The sequence below is a fragment of the Nocardia sp. NPDC055165 genome (genome assembly GCF_053606985.1).
This window is the reverse complement of sequence record NZ_JBSGSS010000002.1, coordinates 325,088-346,950: the sequence shown is the minus strand read 5'-3', so window position 1 is coordinate 346,950 and position 21,863 is coordinate 325,088. Positions and strand designations below refer to the sequence as shown.

The following is a 21,863-nucleotide window of genomic DNA, read 5'->3' as shown; positions in this document are numbered from 1 at the left end:
TGCCCGCTGGCGATCGTCACCGGGTGAGCACCCGCGGTGGTGGCGCCACCGAGTCGCCGCGCCTGCGCATCCCGACCGATACCCGCGCGAGGGTACTCGGCCGCATCAGCCACGCGGGAGGGTCCAGCAATGCCGAGACACGCAGGAATCGCGCGGCGACCACGGGGTCGTGCCTGCCCACTTCGAGCAGCCGACGCACGTAGGCATTGACCAGCCGGATCTGGAGGGTGCGGGTGCCCTCCACCAGCGGTTGCGTCAGGTCGGCGCCGACAGCGAGTCGCCAGGCGACGTTCACCGGAATCGCAGAGGCACGGAAGTACCGGCGTTCCACGTCGTCCCCGCCGGTGTGCAGGCACTCGCGCAAGGCCATGGCCTGCAACGCGGCCACCGACATGCCCTGTGCGTAGATGGGATTGAAGCCGCACAGAGCGTCACCGAGCGCTATCAGTCCCCGGGGGAAGCGGCTGACCAGGTCGTAGCGGCGACGGCGGTTGGCGTCGTACCGGTAGGTCGTCACCGGGGACAGCGCCTCCGCGGCGCGCAACGCGTCGAGCACGTGCGGAGGCGCGAACGGCGCCACGAACTCGACCAGTTCGTCGAAACTCGTGCCGGGGTGATGGTCTCGATACCCGGTCGCGGTAAGCAACCACGTGTCGTCCTCGGTCGCGAACAACGCCATCCCGATCGGCCGGTCGGGGGCGGGGCCGATCAGTACCAGCGTCTCCGGTTCGCTCCCCGGGCGCAGCCGCAGCGCCACGCTCGAGTACCCGATGTGCACGGAAACCCGTTCCTCGGCGGGCATGTCGAAGCCGAGCTCGGCCACCCAGGCCGGCGTGCGCGTGCCACGGCCCATGGCGTCGACGACGAGATCAGCGGCGAGTACTTCCTCGGCACTGCCTGCCGTGCGGGAGATGATCCTGACACCGGTGACCGCGGCCTCATCCGCGACCAGGCCGACCACATCGTTGCCGTCGGCGAACCGCAGGTTCGGCAACACCCGAACACGGTCCCGCACACGACCTTCCAGATGCGGCCTGGTCGGCAGATAGGTCGTGACATCCGGTTGGACGGCGGCCGAGAGCCGGTTGCCCCCGATCGAGAAATAGAAGTCGGTGTAGTCCTCGATCACCTTCGTACCGGCGCGGACGAGCTCGTCGAGCAGGCCGGGAAACAGCCGCTCGAGCGCCTGGGATCCGCTGGGCAGCAACGCGTGCACGTGCTTGCCTTGCGGTACCCCACGACGCGGGGCGTACTGACCGTCGAGACGGTCTCGTTCCACCACGGTGACCCGGTCATAGGAATCGGACAGCACTCGGGCGGCGAGCAGACCTGCCATGCTCGCGCCGAGTACCACTGCGTGTTCACCTCTGCGAACCATCGCGCACCTCCTGGAGTCTCAGCGATGGTGCGAGCGTGCGACACGCGACTGCTCGATTACCAGTCCACTTCCCTGCTCACCTCGACGGGCGAGTGCCACGAAGTATCCACGGCGGTCCGATGGCGGACCCGGCTCGCCGAATCGGCCACCGAGGACACCACGATCGGAGCGTCCCACGCGACCATCACGGTCAACCGCGCACGCGACCGGTGGCCGGTTTGGTTCGCCACAGCTCGATTCCGATGTCGACGAGGTCGACTCGGTCGAGGTGCTCGATGTCGGTGAGCGGATGCCAGGCGGCGAGGTCGGTCGATCCGTTGGTTTCGTTGCGGAGTTCGCCGGCCCGAATGTGGCCTTCGTACACGATTCGTAAGCCGTGGAAGTCGGCGAATTCGCCACGCGGGCGCGGGTATCGGCGGTTGATCGAGTCGATGCCGAGGAGTTCGACGAGTTCGACGGTGTACCCGGTCTCCTCGGTGACCTCACGGACGGCCGTCGCGATCGGATCCTCGCCGTGTTCCATTCCGCCGCCCGGAAGCGTCCACTGCCTGTCACCGTCGGGTGACACCCATCTGGCGAGCAGGATCTCGATCGCTCCGCGGGACTCCCGAACGCATATCGCGTAGGCGGCGACTCGAAGCTCTTTCCTCACCGGGCGAGCCTACCGGCGACCAGCGGTCAGCTTCGTGGGGCCGGGTTACCCGTGACTGTTAAATTGTCGTCGGGCAGACGAAAGGGCCGCTGATGGCGACACGCGCTGAACAGAAGGACGCGACGCGGGCGCGCATTCTGGACGCCGCGACTTCGCTGCTGGTCGAACGCGGCTATTCGGCCTTGACCACCGTGGGCGTGCAGCAGCGGGCGGGCCTGAGTCGCGGTGCGCTCCTGCACCATTTCCCGACAGCGCGCGATCTGTCCGAGGCGCTGGTGGCGAATCTGGTCGTGCTCAACGAAGCGGCGACGCAGGCGGCGGCGGTGAAATTGGGCGACACGGTGGACCCGGTCGAGCGCGCGCTGACCGCGTTGTACTCGGCGATGACGCAACCGCCCGCGCGTGCCGAGTTCGAGCTGTGGGCTGCGGCGGGCACCGATCCCGATCTTGCCGCCGCACTGCGGGTGGCCGAGCGCAAGGCGGGCCGCGATCTGCACCGGGTGATCGATGGGCTGTTCGGGGCGGGGATCGTGGCGCATCCGCGTTATCCGGCCGTCCGTGACCTGACCGTCGCCATCCTGCGGGGGCTCGCCGGCACGCGTGCACTACAGCTCTCAGATCAGGCGAACCGCGCCGTGCTCGAGCAGTGGGCTGACACAATTCGCATCCTGGTGGGTCACGTCAGCGACGCCGACGGATAGGGCTCGACATCCACCCGGGCACCGCGCCGATTCCGCTGTCTCCGCCGGTGACAACCGCGGTTCGTCCATGCAGTTGCATGATTCATTCCTGCTCGGTGTGGCTGCGGTCGAACCGGGCTCGTTTGTAGTCGCCGAAGGGTTCGTCGCGTTCGCGCACTGCTTCCCGGAAACCGACTGTGGCGGCGCGCAATTGGAATTCGTAGCCTTCCCGGGTGTGACGGGAGATGCCGTCGAAGACGGTGCTGACCATGCCGGAGTTGGCCACGCCTTGTGACAGCAGTGCCGAGTTGAGAGCGAGCTTGGCCATCATCAGCTGATTGACCGGCATGCGGGCGATCCGGCCGACCAGTTCCTCGGTGCGTTCGTCGAGTTCCTCCGCCGGGCACGATTCCACCGCCAGACCCCATTCTTCGGCTTGTTTGCCGCTGATGCTGTCACCGGTGAAGAGCAGCCGCTTGGCGCGGGCGTCGCCGATACGGTGGGCCCACATACCGGCTGCGGGAATACCCCAGGTGCGGGTGGGCGGGTAGCCGATCTTGGTGTCGTCGGCGCAGATGATCTGGTCGCTGAACAGGGCGATATCGGTGCCGCCCGCGATGGCGAAGCCGTGCAGTTTCGCGACGGTGGGCTTGTCGGCGTGCAACAGGCTGGCGAAGCCCTTGTTACAGCGGCTCATCATCGCGTAGTCGATCATCGGGTCCCAGGTACCCCACGGATTGTGGTTGAGCGCATTCACCACCGGGTCGAGCACAGTGCCGTTGACATCGTCCGGGCCTTCGGCGGTTCGGAAGCTCTTCTCCGCGAACATGTCCAGGTCGTAGCCGCCGCAGAAGCCCTTCCCGCGGCCACTGACCAGGATCACGTGCACGCGCGGGTCCAGATCGGCGCGCTCGACGGCGTGGGTGAGGTCACGTGGGGTGTCGGGGGTGATCGAATTGCCCTTTTCCGGGCGGTTGAAAGTGATGCGGGCGATGCGTCCGTCGCGCTCGTAGGTGAGAGTCGAGTACTCGTGGTCGTAGTCGGGCGCGGGTCGGTCTCGCCACGGGGAGTCCGGACCTTCGGTCCAATTGTCGTACCAGCCGGCGGGACGATGGCCTGCGTGAGGTCGGTTCTCGGACATCGACGGTCCCTTCGGATGCGATTCGGCGGACGGCAGCTCACGGGGAGGTGGTCGGCGCGTGGTCGGACCAGCCTGACCCATTCGATGGTTCACAGTCAAGCGTGACTGTGAAATTTCGCCGGGTCGTCGGCGACCGGCCGCAGTTCATGTCCGCATGACGATGAGAGTGTTGCCGCAGCAAGAGTTTCCTCACTCCGGAGGAGATCGTCGCACGCCGGACAGGGGTGTCTGCCAAGCTCCGGGGTCGGCAACAGGAAACCGGCGACCGGTCACCAGGGTGGGTACGAGTCGGATGAAGAAGTTCTTCTCCCCGGGCTGCCACGGAGAGAGGGGCAGATCCACGGTGTCCATCAGGTCACCGATCTCACGGATCCCTTCGGCTCGCCCCTTGATCACGACGCTCCAGGCTTCGTGAGACTCAGGGAGGTAACCGTCGACTTCCAAGGCGACGCGCGCATCGGACAACGCGGCGGACACCTTCGTACCTCGCGCGGATCGGAACACAATGGTTCCGTGATCGACCGCGTAGTTGAGGGGGAAGATATCCGGATGGTCATCCACCCACACGGCGAGGCGGCCTATTTCCTCGGTACGGAGTAGCGCCCAGCTTTCGTTGACAGCAAGCTCCTTGACACTCGGGTCGTCGCTTCCCATCTTTTCCCTTCCTGTCGTGGATATCGGCCTGTCCTCCCAAGCACCTTTCCGTCTGTGTTCGGGCACCTTCGTCGTATTCCTCCAAATCTAAACGCTGTGTCCCTGCGGAACCGTCATTTGTCCTGATCCTTTCTGGCAGCAGTGACCTCGCTGCTTGCGAACCGCGCCCATAACAGCAGCGCCGACACGGTGTGTGCGGGTCGCCGCCCGTCCGCAGCCGGGGCCGAGGTTGGGAAGCGCTGCCCTGGGTCTGTCAGGCAGATCGCGAAGCCGATTACCGGACGACCGTGTCGGACTGGTCCGCCGACTGGTAGTCGCGCACGATCAGTGCGGACTGAAGCAACCAAATGAGCTTTGGATCATGGGCACTGAGCCCCACGAGGTCGTAGATACGCCGGAGCCTGTAGTCGACGGTGTTCATATGGATATGGGTTTCACGTGAGGTGAGTCGGCGATTGAGACCGTTGCCGAGATGTGCGCGCAGCGTGCTGATCAGGTCCGGAAACTCGGCAACCGGATCGAGAAACGATGCGAGACGATCCCGCCCAGGCCCTGGCCGAGTCAGTTGGTACTCGACAGCGAGGTCTCCGATCTCGTACATGCCCGGCGGGCGATGGAGTCGTGTCGCCACATCCAAGAGTTCGTGCGCCTCCTCGGCGGCCGAGGGAATCCGATCTCGGTCGGCAACGATCCCCACCACGGTGAGTGCGGTCAGTCCGACCGTGCCGCGGATCTTCGCGGTGGGAAATGATTCCGGCACCAGAATCGTCGCGCCGAACCGGGACTCCAAACCCGGCACCGGCTGCCCGAAGCTTGTCGACAGCATCGCCCGGAAGTCGCGCGGTGATACCGCGTCGCGCGCGGACCGATCCGCGGCCACCGCGAGCACGGTGTACCGCTTATCGGGTGGCGCCCCGTGCTCACGGGTAGCTCTCGTCGTATGCCGGCCCCTGAGCAGAGTGCGCGCCACATACCCACCGCGATCGCCGCTGGGCGGTGCGACCTCCAGATAGATCGTCGATATCGTGGCGGTCACCGAGCTCAACGCATCCATCAGTCGGCGCACTTCGTCGAAGGGCGCGCAGCGGGCTTCGAGATCGTCCATGTGTAGCCGGAACCCTGCGTGAACATGGTGCTGCACAGTGTCGATCGGGACGCCGATGCTCGCCCACCGCGCAACAACCGGACGAAGACGCGGCGTCCCGAGGCCGCGGTGTGTCCGGGCTGTGTCGGACACCAGTACCAGACAGTCGGCAACGATGGCGCTGATCTCCTCGCGCAGAACGTTTCCTCGTCGGCTGCGACGCGGGATGGTTTCGAGGATCTTGTGCGCGATCCGGTCGGTCGCCGGCGAGAGTTGCGCGGGCGACCCGAGTTCGGTGTGGCTGGTCATCGGGGGCTCACAGTGTTTCGCCCTCCAGGTCAGGTTGTGGCTTCAGTCCATCGGTGATCGCGTCGGCGAGCGACTGCGAGTCCGAGGTCACGCCGGGCTCCGCGCCGGCAGATGTCGCTCCGAGTCCGTGCCCGACGGCAACCCCCATGATGAGCGCTGCGGCCACGGCGGACCGGCGCATGTGCTGCTTCATTGCAAGCATTTCCTACAAGTCCTATCTGATCGACCGCGCGCCACGGATACCGGTGACTGGGACCACAATCGAGCAATCATGTGATGTAGGTCGCTGCGCAGCGGCGGCAAGCAAAGTCTGTACCCATCGGTATGTGCCGTCACTGCACTGAGGTCCAGAGTCGACAGAGGTGACCTTGTCCTCGGCGCCAAACCCTGATCAGCCGTCGTCCTGTCGACTGCTCCGGGCCCGGAACCCGAATTCCCTTTTCAGCCGAGTTATTAGGGAAATTCGCGTTATCGTTATTGTCGGAGCGGACTGCGTTATCGCAGCCCTGTATTTAACTGATCGTTCAGGGTTCGGCTACCCGGAGCCTTTGTCATACAGCAATGACATCGTCCGTTCCGGGCCTGACGCTGCACCAGCGGCTGGCCGAGGTCGCGACCGCGCACCCGCAGGTCCGCACCACGTTCTGGTCATTGTCGCAGTCGACGCTCACCTATGCCGAACTCCGGGAACGGTCTGTTGCAGCCGCTACGGCGCTGGTCGCGCGCGGCGTCGCGCGCGGCGAGCCGGTCGGCCTGCTGTGCCCGAACGCGCCGGAGTTCCTCATCGGCCTGTTCGCGACCACGACCGCGGGCGGTGCGGCCACCCCATTGCCGCTGCCCGCCGGGGCCCGCCAATTAGCTTCCTACCCAGCGCGTTTGGCGGGAATTGCCGACGCCGCCGGCATGCGGACCATCTTGGTGTCGCCGCAGTTCGCCGCCATCGTCGAACCATTGCGGGCGGCCATGGACATCGAATTCCTCGATACCGCAACCCTGTTCGCCGAACCGGTGGCGACGGGGCTGCCCCGGGTCGATCCGGACGATGTCGCGGTCGTGCAGTTCACCTCGGGAAGCACCGCCGCACCGAAAGGCGTGCGTCTCACCCACCGGCAGGTGCTGGCCGGGCTTGCTGCCATCCGCACCGGGATCGACCTGGGTCCGGCTGACCAGGGCGGGTTCTGGCTGCCGCTGTTCCACGATATGGGCTTGATCGGCACGCTATCGGCGATCCTGCGCGGAATCCCGTCGCATCTGTGGTCGCCGACGGCGTTCGTCAAGGACCCCGAGCGTTGGTTGCGCGAGTTCGCCGCCAGCGGGTCGACCATCTCCGCGATGCCGAACTTCGGCTACGAGGCCCTGCTGGCCGCCGTGCCGCCGGACCGCGCGGCCGATTACGACCTGCGACACTGGCGGATCGCCTTCAACGGGGCGGAACCCATTGCCCACAACGTGGTGCGCGAGTTCTGCGCGCGTTTCCGGCCGGCCGGATTCGACCCAGCGGCCATGTTCGCGGTCTACGGGATGGCCGAGGCCACCCTCGCGGTCACCTTCCCGCCGCTCGGCCGCGAGCCCGTCTTCGACTGGGTCGACCGCGTGACGCTGTCGGATTCCGCTAGAGCACAGCGGGTTTCCCCCGAAGCCGAGGGGGCCCGTGCGATCGCGGGCGTCGGCACGGCGGTCGCCGGCCTGCGGCTGCGCGTGGTCGATCCCGACTCGCGCATGACCGTGCCCGACGGTGAGGTCGGCGAGATCCTCATTCGCGGCGAGTCGGTGACCGGCGGTTATCTCACCGCCGATCCCGAGGCCGCCGCCGAGCTGTTCAGCGAGGGCTGGTTGCGGACCGGCGATCTGGGCTACCAGCGCGACGGCGAGCTGTATGTGACCGGCCGCAGCAAGGACATGATCACCGTGCGCGGAGTCAACTACTACGCGCACGACGTCGAGGCTGTCGTGCGCGATCTCGACGGCGTCTACAAGGGCCGCTGCACCGCCGCAGCCGACCCCGACGGCGGCGACACCATTGCGGTCATCGCCGAAACCGAACTCGCAGACAGCGCCGGCGACGAGCTCACCGCCGCCATAGCCGGACGGATCACCGCCCGGCTCGGCCTGGCCGCTGTGCGGGTGTATCTGGTCGCGCCGCGCAGCATCCCCCGAACCAGCAGCGGCAAACTGCGGCGGCTGGCCGCCAGGGAACTGATCGCCACCGAAACAGATTCGGAGCAACCATGCACAGCTACGACGTCTTCCGCCACTACGAGCGCCAGCACTGGCGGCTGGCCGACCTCGACCTCGACACCATCGACCCCGCACTGGTCCGGCCCGAGTACGTGACTCTCGCCAAGAGCGCGACGATGGGCGAATCCAATGTCATCGCCGCCGTGCACGGATTCCTCAACGAATTCGACGACTACGACTTCTCCACCTTCGCCGTGGTGTGGGGATACCAGGAGGTGCAGCACCACTACGCCTTCCGGGCGTGGCTGGCCGCGGTCGGCGAGAGCGTCGACGACACGGCGGTCGGGGCGATGCGTCAGCCGTACGCGCCGGGCACGACGCCGTCGGCGACTCTGGCCACCAACATCATCTCCGAGCTCACCGTCAACCACGTCTACCGCGCGGTGTCGCAGTGGGTGGGGGAGCCGGTACTCAAGGGGCTGCTGTTGAACGCGAGCCGCGACGAGGCAGGCCACGCTCGGGAATTCATCCACTACACCACCCAGCGTCTCACCCAGCGCCCCGAGGAGTTGCCGTCGGTGCTGGAAACGCTGTACGTCTACAGTTCCGAGGCCAAGATCAAGCATCCGGTGAGTACTTTCAAATCCGGCCTCACCGAACTCGGCGAGCACGAGACCATCGACACCGGCTTCGAGCTGTTCTTGGAACAGATCGCCGCTGAAGGCGAGCTCGAGGTACTGCACGACAAGGTTCGGCGCACGTTCGCCGGCATCACCGGACTCGACCTGTCCACCAACGCCCGGGTGCGGCGCGCCCTGGCCGACGCGATCGCCTGAGCCGGATGCGCACCCCTGAGCCTGCCCGCGCGGACACCCCCGACCTCGCGGTCCGGCTGCCCTGGGAGGCGGTGCCGGACTACCACTGCTTCGGCTGCTCGCCGCACAACCCGGCGGGTCTCGGGCTGCGCTTCACCGCCCACCCCGGCGGTCTGCGAGCCGGATTCCGGCCGACTCGGTCCTTCGAGTCGTATCCCGGTGTCCTGCACGGTGGCCTGGTCGGCGTGATCTGCGACGAGGTGATGGCCAACGTGATCATGTTCGAGCGTGGGATGCCGGCCTTCACCGTCTCGATGCGCACCCGCTACCTGACGCCGCTGCGGATCGACCACGACTACCACTGCACCGCGACCATCTCCCGCACGGACTCCGCCGTCATCACGGCGAGCGCGGAGATTCACGACGTGGACGACGAGCTCTGCGCGTCCGCCTCGGCCACCTACCGGCCGTTCGCCCTGGGCGAGGTCCGCCACCTGCTCACCCTTGACGACGCCGACGTCGCTCGGCTCGAGCACGCCATGTCAACCCAGAACGGAGTTCATCCATGAGCACCCCTGCCGTCGCCGACATCCTGCGCACTGTCACCGAGATAGCCACCGCCGAGATCGGCGTGCCCGCCGCCGAATTGGGGTCCGACATCGACCTGCGCGGTGTGGCAGGCGTCGACTCGGTCCGCGTGCTGCGCATGGTGGCCCGCATCGAGCGCGTCTACGACATCGAGCTCGACGACCAGGACGTGTTCGGCATGTCCACTCTCGCCGACGTGGCGGCCGTGGTGCACACGGCGTTGGCGGAGGTGCCCGCGTGACCGAGGTCGCCGACACCAACCAGCATTACGATCTCGATCCCGAGGTCTTCGGCGAATTCCTCGACCCGCTACGCAAATACAGCTCCGGCCGGTACTTGACCGATACCGACACCCTCGAACAGGCACAGCGGCACAAGTTGCGTTTCGTCGCGGGGCGGCTTCGGCTCTCGGGCGGTGAGCGGGTGCTCGACGCCGGCTGCGGTTGGGGGTCGCTGGTCCTGTTCATGGCCGAGGAATTCGCCTGTCAGACGGTCGGCGTCAGCCCCGCGCCGCGCCAGCACGAATACATCGCCGGTCAGGCCGCTGCCCGCGGCCTGACCGACCGTGTGCGGACCCACGTCGCGCACTTCGAGCAGCTGGAACTGCCCGCTCGCACATTCGACGCGGTGACGATGCTCGGGTCGATCGTGCACATGCCCGACCTGGACGCCGCGTTCACCCGCGCCCGGCGCACGCTGCGACGCGGCGGCATGCTCTACGTGTCGGAGAGCTGCTTTCGCAGCGCCCGGGCGCGAACCGCGTTCGACGATCGAACCGGCACCCGGTTCATCCGCTCCGACATCTTCGGATTCGGCGAGCTGCGCCCGCTGTCCGAGCTGGTGGCCGGTGCCGAGAACGCCGGATTCGCCATCGACTCGATCGACGATCTCACCGACGACTACCGCCGCACCATCGACGACTGGATCGCCAACGTGGACGCGGCCGCCGAGCGGATCGACACGCACAGGCCAGGACTGGCGGCCCAGCTGCGGCGGTATCTGGAAATCGCCAACGCCGGCTGGGGTTACACCACCAAGCACTACGCCCTGACCTGCCGCAATGCCCGCTGACCGCGAGGAGCCCCCATGTCCGAGAAGCGTATGCCCAAGCACCTTTCGACCGAACGCCCGCGCGTCGGAGCCGAGATGATCCCGGCCGGCGATATCGCCGCCGCCGTCGACGGATTCTTCGCCGCCTCCCCGGCCGCGCGCGCCTGGGACGTGGAAACCGGCTTCGACTGGGCCCGCGCCGACGCGGGCCGACTCACCGAGGGCCAGCGATCGGCCGTGCAGTTCATCACCTATATCGAGGATCACCTGCCCGGCTACTTCGACGTCTATCACCGGTACTTCCCCGTGGACGACTCGGTCGACGCCGCGACCTTCGTCCACAATCGCGAGCTGTATCACTTCACCGTGCGCTGGGCGGCAGAGGAGGACACCCACGCGCGGGCGCTCGCGCGCTATCAGGAGGCCGCCGGGATGGCCGACCGCGCGGGGCTGCGTACCGATCTCGCGGTCGAGGGTCGCAAGCCGTTCGACCTGCCCTACCGGCATCCGGTGCAGTTCTTCGCCTACGCGCTGGTGCAGGAGAAGGCGACCCAGATCTACTACCAGCAGCTACGCGATGTGGTCGCCGATCCGGTCCTCGGCGCCGTGCTGACTCGCCTTTCCCGTGACGAGGCCAGGCATTTCACCTTCATGGCCGACGTCGTGAGCCGGTACCTGCGGGTGCACGGCGACGCGGTGGTCGAACCGATCCGTGAGGTCATCGAGGGATTCCGGATGCCGTTGGCCGACACCATGCGTGGCTACTGGCGCTGGGCCCTGCGCATCGCCGACGTCGCCGACTACGACCACACCGCCGCTTACGCGCACCTGGTGAAGGTGGTCGACCGCGCGGTCGACGTGCGCTCGGACCGGCTCGACGAACTGGTCGGATTCATCGAGCAGTGCCGCTCGCTCGACTGAACTGTCGCCGGCGCAAGGCCACCCGGCCGCCTTTCCCCGGCATGTAGGCGATGCCGCGATCGCGCATCCGCTCCCCGGCCGCGGTTGTCGGCAAGAGCTCGAAATCCCGGAGCAGGCTACGGAGGACGACCTTCATCTCGGTATCGGCGAAGTCGGAACCGACACAGCGGCGATTCCCGCCACCGTAGGGAAGCCATGACATGAGGTCGGGTCGGCTTCCACGAAATCGGTCGGGATCGAAGACCTCAGGGTCGGGATAGACCGCTTCGTCGCCGTGGATGAGGGCCATCGAGACGATGACCCGATGGCCGCGCGGGATCACCCACTCGCCCAACTCCAAGCTCGGCGCCTTCACCTGCCGGGAAACCGTGCCGATCACCGGTCGAACGCGCTGCACCTCCCAGATCGTCCGCTGGAGCACCTCGTCTCTTCCGGCGTCCAGGTCGGTTACCAGCCGGGCCAGCGCGGCCGGGTGCCGGCGCAGGCGTTCCAGCGTCCAGGCCAGGGTGTTGGCGGAGGTCTCGTTGCCGGCGGTGAGCAAGGTCGCCAACTCGTCGGCGATGTCACTGTGCGACATGGGTTCTGCGTCTTCGTAGTGGTTGCGCAGCAGCAGCGCGAGGATGTCCTCGCGGTCGGGCAGACACGGATCAGCGAGTGCGCGGCTGATCAGCTTTGCGATCAGCGCGTCGTATTCGGCGCGGTGCTCATCGAGTCGAGTCCGTGCGGAGCGACCACGACCGAACCCGATCCCACGGCCGGTCGCCACCCGCGAGCCGACGTCGCCGAGGGCCGGCATCAGCCGGCGCAATGCGGCGAGCTCCTCGCCCTCCGCGCCGAACACCGCGCGCAGAATGATGTTGAGCGTGATGCGTACGGTCGCGGGCAGGATCGGGAATTCGGTGTTCTCCGACCACGTCGCCGCCTCGGCCGCATACTCCCGTTCGATGAGCGCCTCGTACTCGCGCATCCGTTTGCCGTGAAAGAGCGGGGACAGCAGCCGGCGACGTCGGCGGTGGGGATCGTCGTCGAGACTGAATACCGACCCGGGGCCGAGCAACGCACCGAGGTTTGGTTCGGCCTTCCCCGCGACCGAGGGGCCGGCTGTGAACACCTGACGGGCCAGCGCCGGGTCGCCGACGAAGATCGACGGTCCGATCACCGGCAGATCCAGCGTGAACACCGGGCCGAACCGGCGGCGTGAGCGCCGCATCATCCGGCGGCGACCGCTGAGGTAGAGAAGTCCCTGGGCCGAGCGGGGTAGTCGAGAACCCGGCGGCAGTGAGATCGCCGGTGTGGCGGTCATGATCAGAACCTGTACTTCTCTCGGAGTTCGGCGAGGGTGTCGATGAACCCGTCGAGCTGCTCGTCGGAGATTCGGTTGTTCATCAGTAGGCGGATCACCGCGCGGTCCTTCGGCACCGCCGGGTAGCCGAACATCGGGACCAGGTAGCCGCGATCGATGAACTCTTGTCGCACACGCACGGCGGTGTCGTTCGCGCCCACCAGGATCGAGGTCACGTATGTGGGTGTCGGGTTGATCGTGCAACCGATCTGGAGCAGCCGCTCCCGCAACCGGTCGACCCGGTCGAGATAGTTCTCCATGATCGACGGGTCACGTCGCATCCGGCGCAGCACGTGCACGATGGCGCCGACGGTCGGCGGCTGAATGTTGGTGGTGAAAACTGTTGTGCCGGAGAGGAACCGGAACGCATCCAAGGCGTCGGCCGGTCCGGCGAGCGCGCCGCCGCTGAGCCCGACGCCCTTGCCGAAGGACACCATCAGGAAGGTTGCCCGGCGCAGCGCCGCGTACTCGGCGGCGAACCGGTGACCGCCGTTGCCGTAGACCATGAACCCGTTGGCGTCGTCGACGAAGCTGATCGCGCCGAATTCCTCGCACAGATCGAGGATCTCGCCGACCGGGGCGAGCGACCCGTCGGCGGAGTACACGGCCTCGAATCCGACGATGATCTTGCGTCCCGCCAGCTGCTCCAGCTCGCGTCGAAGACTGGCGGTGTCGTTGTGGTCGAACATGATCAGGTTGCGGCCGAACTTGAATCGTTCGGCGGCCTTCCACATGCTCCAGTGGCATTCCCGGTCCAGCACGAGCACGGTGTCGGTGTTGTCGACGCCGTGGTTGTTGTTGAACGAGAACCGGGAACTCATCGCGTTCACGAAACCGAGATTGGCCAGCATTCCGGTGGCGAAGGTGAGCGCGCGCTCCTTGCCGGTGATCTCGGCGACGAGCGTCTCCAGCTCGAGGTGCGGCCGGGAGACGCCTTGGATGATCCGCGAGCCACCGACGACAAGGCCGTAGTCCGTCGCTGTCTCGGCGAAGACCTCGCGCACCTGCGGATCGTGCTGCCAGCCCAGGATACCGATGCCGGAGAAGTTGACCAGCTTGTTGCCGTCGATGCTCACGACGGCGTCGTTGCTGCCGTCGAGCTCGGGCAGCGTGATGAATTCGCCGCTCCCGCGAGCGCTTTCGAGCCAGGTGGAAAAGCCCCAGCGATCCAATACCGAGACCGAGGACTGCGTCGCCATGGTCGTTCCCCTCAGATCAGCGTGCTGAGTCGGGCGTCGACCTCGTCGGCGGTGATGCCGTAGTCGGTCAGGTCGTAGGTGTGCGAGCGAAGGCGGTCGTCCTCGGCGACCACCGCGAGCATCGCGGTGCGGACCTCGTCGGTGATCTCGCGCCCGAGTCGCCGGTAGATGTCGGTGACGACGGCCAGCGGGTCGGCCGTGAACTCGTCGAACTCGACGTCGTGAAAAAGGGCTTGGTCGTATTCGGCCCGGTCCGTGGCGTAGCGCTCGAGCGAGCGAACGGCGAACTCGAGCAGGATGGGGCCGATCGCCTCGTCCTGGAAGCCGGCCGACCGGCCCGCGACCATCTTGTTCACCATGCTGCACGCCGAGCCGAGCACCACGCTGGCGGGCCGACGATGGGTCTGGATCACCAGCGCGTCCGGGAACGTGGCCAGCAGCGCGTCCAGGCAGACGAGATGGCTCGACGACTTGAGCACCCAGCGTTTGCCTGCGTCGGGCAGCCCGATCAATTGCAGGTTGCGACGGTACCGCTGGTAGGTTTCGGTGAAATCCTGCTCAGCCAGCCACGCGGAATACGACGGCAGGTTCCCGGTGAACTCGAAATACGCCGAGAGCATCGACTGCCGGGTCAACAGCCAGCATTCCTCGACCTCGTCGGCTCTGCGGTTGTGAATGCCCAGATAGCCGGGAACCTGTTCGACGAATCCGTCGATGCCCCTCTGCACCATCTGGAAGACCGGGTCGGCCGCCCAGTCCGCGCGCGCCGGCCGGGGCTGTGGCGCATAGCCGAGCCACATTTGCAGGCCCTGGTGCGCTGGGTCGGCGGTCAGCATCCGGTGCAGAGTCGTCGTCCCGGTGCGCGGCATGCCGACGATGAACACCGGCCGCTCGATCGCGACCTCGGCGTATTCGGGCCGCGCCGCCCACTGGGCCTGACTGATCAGGCGGGACGCGAGGATGCCGGTCAGCTCGCCCTGAACCGCCTGGATGCCCTGCGGGCTCAGGTCGGCCTCCTCCCGATAGGAGGACAGGAGCACCCCGAGCCCTTCCCGGTACTCCGACGGACCGAAGTCGGTGAGCCCGGTGAGACCGGCGGCCGCCGCCTCCAGTTCCTCCACTGCTCCGAGTTCATTCACGTCAAATCCTTTGATTCGTCCTCTATTGATTCGAAACCTTAAGGAAGAGAGCCGATCTCGTGTGGTCCGGTCGCGTATACGAATCGGTCGATAGGAAAGCGATTTATCGACTTTCACCACTGAATGTGCATCAGTTGATCGCCGTATAGTCCCAATCCCGGGGTCGCGTGTGCGAACACGGAAATTGCTTACGGAGGCTGGCAGTGGTGACGGTTTCGCGCTCGGAGACCAGCGATCTCGACGCTCGGCGCGCACGCCGTATCGCCGAGGTACACGCCGCCGACCGACAGTTCCGCGATACCGTGCCGAACGCGGCAGTCACCGCGGCGATCCGGAAGCCGGGGCTGTCGCTGGGGCGGATCGTGGCCACGATCATGGAGGGCTACGCGGATCGGCCCGCCGTTGGAGAACGCGCGCGGGAGACGAGCATCGACCCGGCGACCGGCCGTACGACACTTCGCCTGCTGCCGTCCTTCGAGACCATCAGCTATCGCGAACTCTGGTCGCGGGCGGGCGCTGTGGCGACCGAATGGCACCACCATCCCGGGTCGCCGTTACGCGCGGGCGAGTTCGTCGCCGTCGTCGGTTTCACCAGTACCGACTACACCACCATCGAGCTGGGTTGTGTCCGGCTCGGCGCGGTGTCGGTGCCGTTACCGGCCGGCGCCGCCGCTGACCAGCTGACGCCTCTCATCGCCGAGACCGGGCCACGCGTGCTGGCCACCAGCCTCGAACAGCTGACCACTGCCGTCGAGTGCGCACTGGCGAGCACGTCGGTGCGACGCCTGCTGGTCTTCGACTATCAGGCGGCCGTCGATGAGCACCGCGAGCTGGTCGAGGCAGCGTGCCGACGCCTGGCCGACAGCCCGATCGCGCTCGACACACTGGCCGACGTGCTCGCGCGCGGAGCGACCCTGCCGCCGATACCACTGTTCGAGGCCGATCCGGCGAGTGACCGACTGGCCATGCTCATCTACACATCGGGCAGCACCGGGGCACCCAAGGGCGCCATGTACACCGACCGCATGGTCATCCCGGCATGGCGCGGGTTCTGGCCGGGGACAGATGAACTGCCGATTATCGGCGTGCACTGCCTGCCCATGAGTCACGTGTCGGGACGGGCCGCGTTCTCCGGCACCCTCGCGGCAGGCGGCATTGGATACTTCACAGCGACGAGCGACCTGTCCACGCTGTTCGAGGACATCGCCCTGGTCCGGCCGACGACACTGCGGCTGGTTCCGCGCGTCTGCGACATGCTGTTCCAGCGGTACCACAGCGAACTGGACCGATACGCGAGCGGCGACCGGGTCGCGGCCGCGGCGCGGGTGCGCGAGGAACTACGTGAACGGTTCCTCGGCGGCCGCGTGGTGTGGGCCGGCACCGGGTCGGCGCCGATGTCGCCGGAGATGGCCGCCTTCGTCGAATCCTGTCTCGACCTTCCGCTGCAGGACGGCTTCGGCTCGACCGAAGCGGGTCGAATCATGGTCAACGGGAAGGTGTGCCGACCGCCGGTGCGTGACTACAAGCTGGTCGACGTACCCGAACTGGGCTATTCGCGCACCGACTCGCCGTATCCGCGCGGGGAGTTGCTGGTCAAGACCGATGCCATCATTCCCGGGTACTACAAGCGTCCCGAGGCCACCGCGGAGATCTTCGACCGCGACGGCTATTACAGGACCGGCGACGTCATGGCCGAGATCGGGCCGGACGAGCTGGTCTACCTCGATCGCCGCACGAACGTGCTCAAGCTGTCCAACGGCGAGTTCGTGGCCATCGCCCGGTTGGAGGCGCTGTTCGTCAACAGCCCGCTGGTCGGGCAGATCTTCGTGTACGGCAACAGCGAGCGCGCGTATCCGCTCGCGGTCGTGGTGCCGACCTCGGCGGCGCTCGACCGCGTCGGCGCGGCCGTAGCGGACCTGAAACCGCTGATCGGCGAATCGTTGCGGGAAGTGGCGAAGAACGCGGACCTGCCGCGCTACGAGATCCCGCGCGACTTCCTGATCGAGACCGAGCCGTTCAGCACGGCGAACGGCCTGCTCTCCGACGTCCGTAAACCATTGCGCCCCAAGATGAAAGACCACTACGGCGAGCGCCTGGAGCGGATGTACACCGAGCTGGCGGAACGGGAGACCGGTGAGCTGAGCGCACTGCGTCGCGGCGGCCGGAACCAGCCGGTGGCCGACGCCGTCCTGCGGGCCGCTCAGGCGTTGCTGGGTGGTGAGAGCGGCGAATTGCTCGGCGAGGAGCGTTTCACCGACCTGGGCGGCGACTCCCTGTCGGCGCTGTCCTTGGCCGGCCTACTCGGGGAGATCTTCGATATCGAGGTGCCGGTGAGCGTCGTCCTCAACCCCGCGAACAACCTTCGACAACTGGCGCGACACATCGAGACGGTTGTGGCCGGCGGGCCGCGACAGCCGACGTTCGCGGCAGTGCACGGCACCGGCAGCACCCGAGTCCGGGCCAGTGACCTCACGTTGGACAAGTTCATCGACACCGCGACCCTCGACGCGGCACGGGCCCTACCGCCACCGAGCGGCGCGACGAACACCGTGCTGCTCACCGGCGCGAACGGCTACCTGGGCCGGTTCTTGTGCCTGGAGTTGCTGACACGCACGAGCGGCACCGTGATCTGTCTGGTCCGTGGCGAAACGGCCGCCACCGCACGCCTGCGGCTCGCTGCGGCCTTCGATCGGGGCGACCCCGACCTGGTCCGCCGCTTCAACGATCTGGCCGCAGGCCGTCTCGAGGTCCTCGCGGGCGATGTCAGCGCACCCGGCCTCGGCCTGGACGAGCCGACATGGCACCGGCTGGCCGACACCGTCGACTCGATCGTCCACCCGGCCGCACTGGTCAACCACGTTCTGCCTTATCCGGAGCTGTTCGGCCCCAACGTCATCGGCACCGCCGAGCTGATCCGGATGGCACTCACCGCGCGGATCAAACGAGTCAGCCACGTCTCGACCATGGGGGTGGTCGCCACGGGAACAGCGTCCGCCGACGAGGACGCCGATATCCGGCTCGCCAGCCCGGTTCGCGAACTCGACGGGACCTACGCCAACGGCTACTCGACGAGCAAATGGGCGAGCGAGGTGCTCCTGCGTGCGGCACACGAACGGTGCGGTCTGCCGGTTTCGGTGTTCCGGTCGGACATGATCCTCGCGCACAGCAGATACTCGGGGCAGCTGAACGTGCCCGATGTCTTCACCCGCCTGCTGCTCAGTCTGATCTTCACCGGTATCGCGCCGCGATCGTTCTATCCGACCGAAGACGCAGGGCGCGCCCACCACGGTGGCCTTCCCGTCGACTTCACCGCCGCGGCCATCGCCGCACTCAGTGAGCACGCCGTGACGGGCTATCGCACCTACAACGTCCTCGATCCGCGCAGCGTCTCACTCGACGTGGTCGTCGACTGGCTCATCGATGCCGGTCACCCCATCGCGCGAATCGACGACTACGACGAGTGGTTCACCCGCTTCGAAACCGCTGTCCGCGCCATGCCGGAGAGCCGGCGACGACACTCACTGCTGCCGCTGCTCCAGGCGTTCGGCAACACTCGCGAAACCCTCGTCCGCCCCGAATTCCCCACCGACCGCTTCCGTGCCGCCGTTCAGTCCGCCGAACTCGACCTTCCCCACATGTCAGCCGCGCTAATCCGCAAGTACAGCACCGATTTCAGTCGACTGGATCTGATCTGAGCTGTCGCCGGTCGTGCCATCGCGGGACGACCCCAGCGTTCTCGGGCGCCACACCTGCGGAGTCACGGTTACGGCCGACGATCTGCGAACAGCGTGTCCCGATCCAGGCACAATCCTCACCCGGCGAGAGATCTCGACCGGCTCGATCTGGAGAGCGGGCTGAGCCGGGTGGCCTCCGTTCCGGGCCGACGTCGACACCGGCGACCCGCTGGTCGCCGCCGAACAGGCCGGTCTCGATGCGATCTGGTGACGGCCGCTCGTGGTCGACCAGCCGACCACTTCGGTGACTACGTCGAATCCTGGCTCGTGTTGGTGGCGGCGAGGCTGCCGAGCAGTTTCACGCGTTCTTCGGTGGGGGAGCCGGGTTCGGTGGTGAATCCGAACATGGTCCAGCCCGGGGTGTCGGGCAGTTCCATTGCTTCGTAGGCGAATTCGAGGTCGCCGACGTCGGGGTGATGGATTCGTTTGATGCCGGTGCGGTGGAAGCGGACGTTGTGGGCCGACCAGCGGTGGCGGAAGGCGTCGCTGCGGGTGACGAGTTCGCCGATGAGGTCGGTGAGTCCTTTGTCGAGGGGGTTCTGCGTGGCGTAAGTGCGCAGGGTGGCCACGATGTCGTCGGCGCCGCGTTCCCATTCCGGGTAGTACAGGCGGGCGGCGGGGTTGAGGAAGACGAAGCGGGCATTGTTGGCTTCGTTGGAGGGGTCGGTCAGCAGCGGGGACAGCAGTTCGCGAGCAAGGGCGTTGCCGACGATGTAGTCCATGCGCCGGTTGCGGACCCAGGTGGGCGTGCCGGTGATGGCGTCGAGGAACCGTTGCAGGGTCGGACGCACGGTTTGGTCGGAGGTGCGTTTGGGTCGTCGGGTGGTGGCGGGGGCCGGTTTGGCAGCGCGGGTGAGGTCTTGGAGGTGCTGGGTTTCGGCGTCGTCGAGTTGCAGCGCCCGGGCAAGGGCGTGGACGATCTCGTCGGAGACGCCGGTGAGGTTGCCGCGTTCCATGCGCGCGTAGTAGTCGACGCTGATCCCGGCCAGCAGGGCGACTTCTTCCCGGCGCAGCCCGGGCACGCGGCGATGTCCGGTGCCGGTGGGTAGGCCGGCTCGAGCAGGGGTGATGCGGGCTCGCCGGGTCCGCAGGAACTCACGCACCTCGCTCTGGTTGTCCATGACGTCCACGGTAAACCGCAGGTCGGTCGGGAAGCAGTGACTGCTAGTACACGGAACAGCGGTCACTTCCAGCCATGGTCGAGTCGGCGTGCAATGGGTGCATGACCGACACGATCCTCACCGGCCTGCCTGCTCGCGGTCGGGCTCGGGTTCGGCCGGGCCGGCGGGGCGTGTCAGCGCCGCCTACCCGGGTGGGGCGGCGATGCTGGCGGTGGCGCTGATCTCCGTCGTGGTGCTCGTCCGTCCCGCCGAACACGCGCGTACCCGCACTGTTGCCGCGCACCCCAGCTGATCCACCTGTTCGACCCTGTTTCCTCCATCGAAAGGAGTACTGCTGTGCAGACTGTGACCCTCAACAACGGTGTCGAGATGCCGATCCTGGGTTTCGGGGTCTTCCAGATCCCCGATGCCGATACCGAAAAAGTTGTCACCGAGGCGATCGCCACCGGCTACCGGCTGCTCGACACCGCTGTCAGCTACGGCAACGAAGAAGCCGTCGGCGCCGCGATCGCCGCGTCCGGCGTGGCGCGGGAGGATCTGTTCGTCACCACGAAACTGTGGATCCAGGACTCGCGTGACGGGTCTGCGGAGGACGCGACGAAACGCTCCTTCGAGGACTCGCTGAATCGCCTGGGCTTGGACTATCTGGACCTGTATCTGATCCACCAGCCCTTCGGCGACTACTACGGCGAATGGCGCGCCATGACCGACCTGTACCGCCAGGGCCTGATCCGCGCGATCGGGGTGGCCAACTTCTACCCCGACCGGCTCGTCGACCTCATCGAGCACAACGAGATCACCCCCGCGGTGAATCAGATCGAGACCCACCCGTTCTTCCAGCGCGCCGAATACCAGACCGAGATGGCCGAGCTCGGTGTGCAGATCCAGTCGTGGGGGCCGTTCGCCGAGGGCCGCAACAACCTGTTCACCGACCCGACCCTGACCGCGATCGCCGACGCGCACGGCAAGTCCGTGGGCCAGGTGGTGCTGCGCTGGCTCACCGAACGCGGCGTCATCGCGATCCCGAAATCGGTGCGCCCCGAACGCATGGCCGAGAACTTCGACAGCCTCGACTTCACCCTCACCGACGCCGAGATGACCGCGATCGCCGGCCTCGACACCGGCGAGTCCCTGTTCTTCGACCACCGTGATCCCGAGGCCGTGCGCCGCCTGTCCGGCCGCAGCCACAACTGATCTGCACTGCCCGCGCCCACGCATGGCGGGCGCGGGCAGGCCCTGATCGACGAGGAGTACTACGACGCCACCGTGATCACCGACAACATCGACGCCCTGTTCGGCGGGATCTTGTTCACTCACTCCCCAGGGCGGCGGCCCCGACCGGCAGACCGCGATCAAGAACCCCGGTGTGCAGGGCATTGTCGCGTTCGAACCCGGCAGCGGGTTCGTCGTCCCCGAAGGTGAAGCACCACAACCGATCCCGATCCCGATATGTGGCTGCCGGCGAAGGTCGATCGGGGCGGCGCGGGGCCGACCGGTCCAGATCACTCGGATGCGTGACCCGACTTCGTGTCCGGATCGACCTTGTCCGCGCGCTCCCATTCCTTGTCCAGGTCGGCTCGCGAATCCGCGGCATCATCGCGATGCACATGTGCCTGCTGGGCAAGCTGCTCGGCCTGTGCGGACTTGGCCTCGGCTTCGGCCTTGGCGGCGCGGCTGCGGGCGGCGATCTCGTCGGCCCGCGCCTCTCGCTGACCGACCTCGAACTCCTGTTCCGTCGCGCGGGCACGGATATCCTCGGCCTCTGCCCGCTGGTGTGCACGCTGTTTACGCATCAACATCAAGGCGCCGGCCACGAGCGCGACAACAACAACGACCGCGACGACGATGATCACAATCACACTGGTGGTACTCATCGTT

At 66.9% G+C, this 21,863-nt stretch carries 21 protein-coding genes; 10 read left to right on the top strand and 11 right to left on the bottom strand.

The features are described 5' to 3' along the window. Positions 1–16: 16 nt before the first annotated feature. Entirely contained in the window at positions 17–1,378 is a 1,362-nt protein-coding gene (locus ACWFRF_RS05675) for an FAD-dependent oxidoreductase (RefSeq protein WP_452449053.1), read from the bottom strand. Between the two features lie 190 nt (positions 1,379–1,568). Further along, complete coding sequence (locus tag ACWFRF_RS05670) at positions 1,569–2,030, bottom strand: NUDIX hydrolase (RefSeq protein WP_378987570.1); 462 nt, start codon at positions 2,028–2,030, stop codon at positions 1,569–1,571. A 92-nt stretch (positions 2,031–2,122) separates the two neighbouring features. Here ACWFRF_RS05670 and ACWFRF_RS05665 point away from each other — a divergent pair, with 92 nt between their 5' ends. After that, positions 2,123–2,731, top strand: a complete 609-nt coding sequence (locus ACWFRF_RS05665; protein ID WP_452449052.1) for a TetR/AcrR family transcriptional regulator — start codon at positions 2,123–2,125, stop codon at positions 2,729–2,731. An 82-nt stretch (positions 2,732–2,813) separates the two neighbouring features. Here the strand turns inward: ACWFRF_RS05665 and ACWFRF_RS05660 are convergent, their stop codons facing one another. From ACWFRF_RS05660 to ACWFRF_RS05645, 4 genes are all read right to left on the bottom strand, one after another. Next, a complete protein-coding gene (locus tag ACWFRF_RS05660) occupies positions 2,814–3,851 on the bottom strand; it encodes a crotonase/enoyl-CoA hydratase family protein (protein ID WP_452449051.1) in 1,038 nt (345 codons plus the stop codon). A 189-nt stretch (positions 3,852–4,040) separates the two neighbouring features. Continuing rightward, positions 4,041–4,505: a pyridoxamine 5'-phosphate oxidase family protein gene (locus tag ACWFRF_RS05655; RefSeq protein ID WP_387443581.1), complete on the bottom strand. Its 465-nt coding sequence runs from the start codon at positions 4,503–4,505 to the stop codon at positions 4,041–4,043. Positions 4,506–4,779: 274 nt separating this feature from the next. Further along, on the bottom strand, positions 4,780–5,898 hold the full coding sequence (locus ACWFRF_RS05650) for a PucR family transcriptional regulator (RefSeq protein ID WP_452449050.1): 1,119 nt from the start codon (positions 5,896–5,898) through the stop codon (positions 4,780–4,782). 7 nt (positions 5,899–5,905) lie between these two features. After that, positions 5,906–6,091: a hypothetical protein gene (locus ACWFRF_RS05645; protein WP_452449048.1), complete on the bottom strand. Its 186-nt coding sequence runs from the start codon at positions 6,089–6,091 to the stop codon at positions 5,906–5,908. Positions 6,092–6,459: 368 nt separating this feature from the next. On the opposite strand from ACWFRF_RS05645, the gene ACWFRF_RS05640 reads away from it, so the two are divergent. The 6 genes from ACWFRF_RS05640 to ACWFRF_RS05615 are packed head-to-tail and all read left to right on the top strand — an operon-like array spanning position 6,460 to position 11,450. Next, the gene (locus ACWFRF_RS05640; protein ID WP_452449047.1) at positions 6,460–8,232 is read left to right on the top strand and encodes an AMP-binding protein; all 1,773 of its coding nucleotides are present in this window, start codon (positions 6,460–6,462) and stop codon (positions 8,230–8,232) included. Then, positions 8,127–8,912 (top strand): ferritin-like domain-containing protein, encoded by a 786-nt coding sequence (locus ACWFRF_RS05635; RefSeq protein WP_378987549.1) that lies wholly within the window; start codon positions 8,127–8,129, stop codon positions 8,910–8,912. The genes ACWFRF_RS05640 and ACWFRF_RS05635 overlap by 106 nt, the downstream gene beginning before the upstream one ends. Positions 8,913–8,917: 5 nt before the next feature. Beyond that, positions 8,918–9,460 carry a PaaI family thioesterase gene (locus ACWFRF_RS05630; protein WP_452449046.1) on the top strand — a complete coding sequence of 181 codons (543 nt, stop codon included), beginning with the start codon at positions 8,918–8,920 and terminating at the stop codon, positions 9,458–9,460. Beyond that, complete coding sequence (locus tag ACWFRF_RS05625) at positions 9,457–9,720, top strand: acyl carrier protein (protein ID WP_449965136.1); 264 nt, start codon at positions 9,457–9,459, stop codon at positions 9,718–9,720. Before ACWFRF_RS05630 ends, ACWFRF_RS05625 begins: the two co-directional genes overlap by 4 nt. Beyond that, positions 9,717–10,550, top strand: coding sequence for an SAM-dependent methyltransferase (locus ACWFRF_RS05620; protein WP_449965133.1), 834 nt, complete (start codon positions 9,717–9,719; stop codon positions 10,548–10,550). The genes ACWFRF_RS05625 and ACWFRF_RS05620 overlap by 4 nt, the downstream gene beginning before the upstream one ends. Positions 10,551–10,565: 15 nt before the next feature. Further along, the gene (locus ACWFRF_RS05615; RefSeq protein WP_452449045.1) at positions 10,566–11,450 is read left to right on the top strand and encodes an acyl-ACP desaturase; all 885 of its coding nucleotides are present in this window, start codon (positions 10,566–10,568) and stop codon (positions 11,448–11,450) included. On the opposite strand, the gene ACWFRF_RS05610 is transcribed toward ACWFRF_RS05615, so the two are convergent. From ACWFRF_RS05610 to ACWFRF_RS05600, 3 genes are read right to left on the bottom strand one after another with little or no spacing between them, the layout of a single operon-like run. Then, complete coding sequence (locus ACWFRF_RS05610) at positions 11,422–12,753, bottom strand: cytochrome P450 (RefSeq protein WP_452449044.1); 1,332 nt, start codon at positions 12,751–12,753, stop codon at positions 11,422–11,424. The two genes, ACWFRF_RS05615 and ACWFRF_RS05610, sit on opposite strands and share 29 nt — an antisense overlap. A gap of 2 nt (positions 12,754–12,755) precedes the next feature. Beyond that, entirely contained in the window at positions 12,756–13,991 is a 1,236-nt protein-coding gene (locus ACWFRF_RS05605; protein WP_452449043.1) for an aminotransferase class I/II-fold pyridoxal phosphate-dependent enzyme, read from the bottom strand. A gap of 11 nt (positions 13,992–14,002) precedes the next feature. Continuing rightward, positions 14,003–15,130 (bottom strand): sulfotransferase family protein, encoded by a 1,128-nt coding sequence (locus ACWFRF_RS05600; protein WP_452449042.1) that lies wholly within the window; start codon positions 15,128–15,130, stop codon positions 14,003–14,005. A 206-nt stretch (positions 15,131–15,336) separates the two neighbouring features. Between ACWFRF_RS05600 and car the strand changes: the two genes are divergently transcribed. Then, a complete protein-coding gene (gene car / locus ACWFRF_RS05595) occupies positions 15,337–18,825 on the top strand; it encodes a carboxylic acid reductase (protein ID WP_452449041.1) in 3,489 nt (1,162 codons plus the stop codon). Between the two features lie 287 nt (positions 18,826–19,112). Here the strand turns inward: car and ACWFRF_RS05590 are convergent, their stop codons facing one another. Further along, positions 19,113–19,985, bottom strand: coding sequence for a helix-turn-helix transcriptional regulator (locus ACWFRF_RS05590; protein WP_452449040.1), 873 nt, complete (start codon positions 19,983–19,985; stop codon positions 19,113–19,115). A 97-nt stretch (positions 19,986–20,082) separates the two neighbouring features. On the opposite strand from ACWFRF_RS05590, the gene ACWFRF_RS05585 reads away from it, so the two are divergent. Both ACWFRF_RS05585 and ACWFRF_RS05580 read left to right on the top strand, forming a co-directional pair. Next, positions 20,083–20,277, top strand: coding sequence for a hypothetical protein (locus ACWFRF_RS05585; RefSeq protein WP_452449039.1), 195 nt, complete (start codon positions 20,083–20,085; stop codon positions 20,275–20,277). Positions 20,278–20,321: 44 nt separating this feature from the next. Next, positions 20,322–21,179, top strand: coding sequence for an aldo/keto reductase (locus tag ACWFRF_RS05580; RefSeq protein ID WP_378987517.1), 858 nt, complete (start codon positions 20,322–20,324; stop codon positions 21,177–21,179). Between the two features lie 308 nt (positions 21,180–21,487). Here ACWFRF_RS05580 and ACWFRF_RS05575 read toward each other — a convergent pair whose 3' ends face one another. After that, positions 21,488–21,859 (bottom strand): hypothetical protein, encoded by a 372-nt coding sequence (locus tag ACWFRF_RS05575; protein WP_378987514.1) that lies wholly within the window; start codon positions 21,857–21,859, stop codon positions 21,488–21,490. Positions 21,860–21,863: the final 4 nt, after the last annotated feature.